Here is a 2,333-nt window from a genome sequence, read left to right as displayed (position 1 = left end):
GACACGAAGCTGCTGGTGCTGGATGAGAAGGGGAGGCTGTGTCCGGTGGGGGTGGCCGGAGAGCTGCACATTGGAGGAGCGCAGCTGGCGCAGGGGTACCACGAGAGGGCGGAGCTGACGGCGAAGCGCTTCGTGCCGGACGGGTATGCGCGGGAGGTAGGGGCGAGGCTGTACCGGACGGGGGACAGGGCGAGGTGGAGGGGCGACGGGGTGGTGGAGTTCCTGGGGCGGTTGGACGCGCAGGTGAAGGTGCGCGGATACCGGATTGAGTTGGCGGAGGTGGAGGCGGCGCTGCGTGAGTTGGAGGGGGTGAAGGACGCGGCGGTGGGGGTGCACGAGGAGACGCCGGGGGACAGGAGGCTGGTGGGGTATGTGGTGCCGAGGGCGGGGGCGGCGTGGGAGCCGGAGGGGCTGAAGGAGGCACTGGGGCGCAAGCTGCCGGAGTACATGGTGCCGCCGGCGCTGGTGAGGCTGGAGGCGCTGCCGCTGACGCCGAGCGGGAAGGTGGCGAGGGCGAAGCTGCCGGCGCCGGACCTGGCGAGCCTGAGGGGCGTGGCGCCCTTCGTGGCGCCGAGGGACACGCTGGAGACGCAGCTGGCGGAGGCCTTCGCGTCGGTGCTGAAGCTGCCGAGGGTCAGCGTCACCGACAGCTTCTTCAGCCTCGGCGGCCACTCGCTGCTGGCGACACAGGCGATGGCTCGCATCCGTCATCACCTGCGCAGGGAGCTCCCGTTGCGCATGCTCTTCGAGGCGCCGTCCGTGGCCGCGCTGGCCCGACGCATCGAGGCCGAGATGCCTCCGCTGGAGAGCCGCGCACCGACGCCGATGCGGGCGCGGACGAGATTCCGAAACGAGAACGAGCAGGGCGACACGGAGGAAGAGATGCTCTCTTTTGCCCAGCAGCGACTGTGGTTCCTGGACCAGTACAGGCCCGGCAGCCCCCTCTACAACATCCCCGCGGCGCTGCGGCTCAAGGGCGCGCTGGATGTGCCCGCGCTGGAGCAGGCCTTCACGGAGCTGGTGCGGCGTCACCAGTCCCTGCGCACCGTCTTCCAGTCGCGCGAGGGCAGGCCCATGCAGGTCATCTCCCGGAGCGCGCCCCCGCGAATCCTGCTCTCGGTGCAGGACCTGGCCCCGCTCTCCGAGTCGGAGCGAGAGACTGAAGCACACCGCCGGGCGTGGGCCGAGGCCCGTCGCCCCTTCGACCTGACACGCGGGCCGTTGCTGCGCACGGCGCTGCTCCGGTTGGGGGCGCGTGAGCATCTGCTCCTCGTGACGCTGCATCACATCATCGCGGACGCGTGGTCCATCGCCGTGCTCATCCGCGAGGTGGTCACGCTCTACGAGGCCTTCAGTGAAGGCCGGCGGTCCCCCTTGCCCGAGTTGGCGATCCAGTACGCGGACTACGCTGTCCAGCAGCGCGAGTGGCTCCAGGGCGATGTGCTCGAGCGGCAGCTGAACTGGTGGCGCAAACAGCTCGACGGGGTTCCCGCCATGTTGGAGCTGCCGACGGACCGGCCGCGCCCCGTGGAGGCTCGCAACCCGGGCGCGGTGCTCAAGGTGGACCTCTCGCGTGAGCTCACCCGCTCCCTCGTCAGCCTGTGCCAGCGGGAAGGGGCGACGCTGTTCATGGGCCTGCTCGCGGGGTTGCAGGCGCTGCTGGCGCGCTACTCGGGACAGGACGACATCTGCGTGGGGGCTCCCATCGCCGGGCGCCAGCAGATGGAGACAGAGGGGTTGATCGGCTTCTTCGTGAACACGCTGGTGCTGCGCACGAGGCTGGACGGAGACCCGACGTTCCGCGAGCTGCTGGGGCGGGTGCGGGAGACGACGCTGGGCGCGTACTCGCACCAGGACGTGCCCTTCGAGAAGCTGGTCGAGGTGCTCCAGCCGGAGCGACAGCCGGGACACACGCCGTTCTTCCAGGTGGCGATGGTGTTGCTCAACACCCCGCCCATGGAGCTGTCCACGCCGGGGCTCTCCTTCGAGGCGATGGACGTGGACAGCGGCACGTCCAAGTTCGACTTCACGCTGATGCTCCGGGAGACGCCCACGGGCCTGACGGGCACGCTGGAGTACCGCACGGACTTGTACGAGCCCGCGTCGGCCGAGCGATTCGTCGTGCACCTGGAGCGACTGCTCGAGGGCGCTGTCGCCAATCCGCTCCACCGCGTCTCCGAGCTCCCGCTGGTGTCCGACGCGGATCGCCGTCTGGTGCTGGAGGACTGGAACGCGACGAGCACGGGGTCTCGTTGGGAGGTCTGCGCGCACGAGCTGGTGGAGGCGCAGGCGAGGCGGACGCCGGAGGCGGTGGCGGTGGTGTGGGGAGGGGA

Annotated in this window: 1 protein-coding gene; it reads left to right on the top strand. The window is 70.3% G+C overall.

Annotation, left to right across the window (positions count from 1 at the left end):
* Positions 1–15: 15 nt before the first annotated feature.
* On the top strand, positions 16–2,333 hold a 2,318-nt coding region (locus K8625_RS43430; protein ID WP_223786088.1), incomplete at its 3' end, for a condensation domain-containing protein.

It is taken from the genome of Myxococcus sp. AS-1-15 (assembly GCF_020037055.1).
In the GTDB taxonomy this organism is placed as follows: domain Bacteria; phylum Myxococcota; class Myxococcia; order Myxococcales; family Myxococcaceae; genus Myxococcus; species Myxococcus fulvus.
The sequence above is the reverse complement of the archived record's forward strand: the minus strand, read 5'-3'. Positions and strand labels throughout refer to the sequence as shown.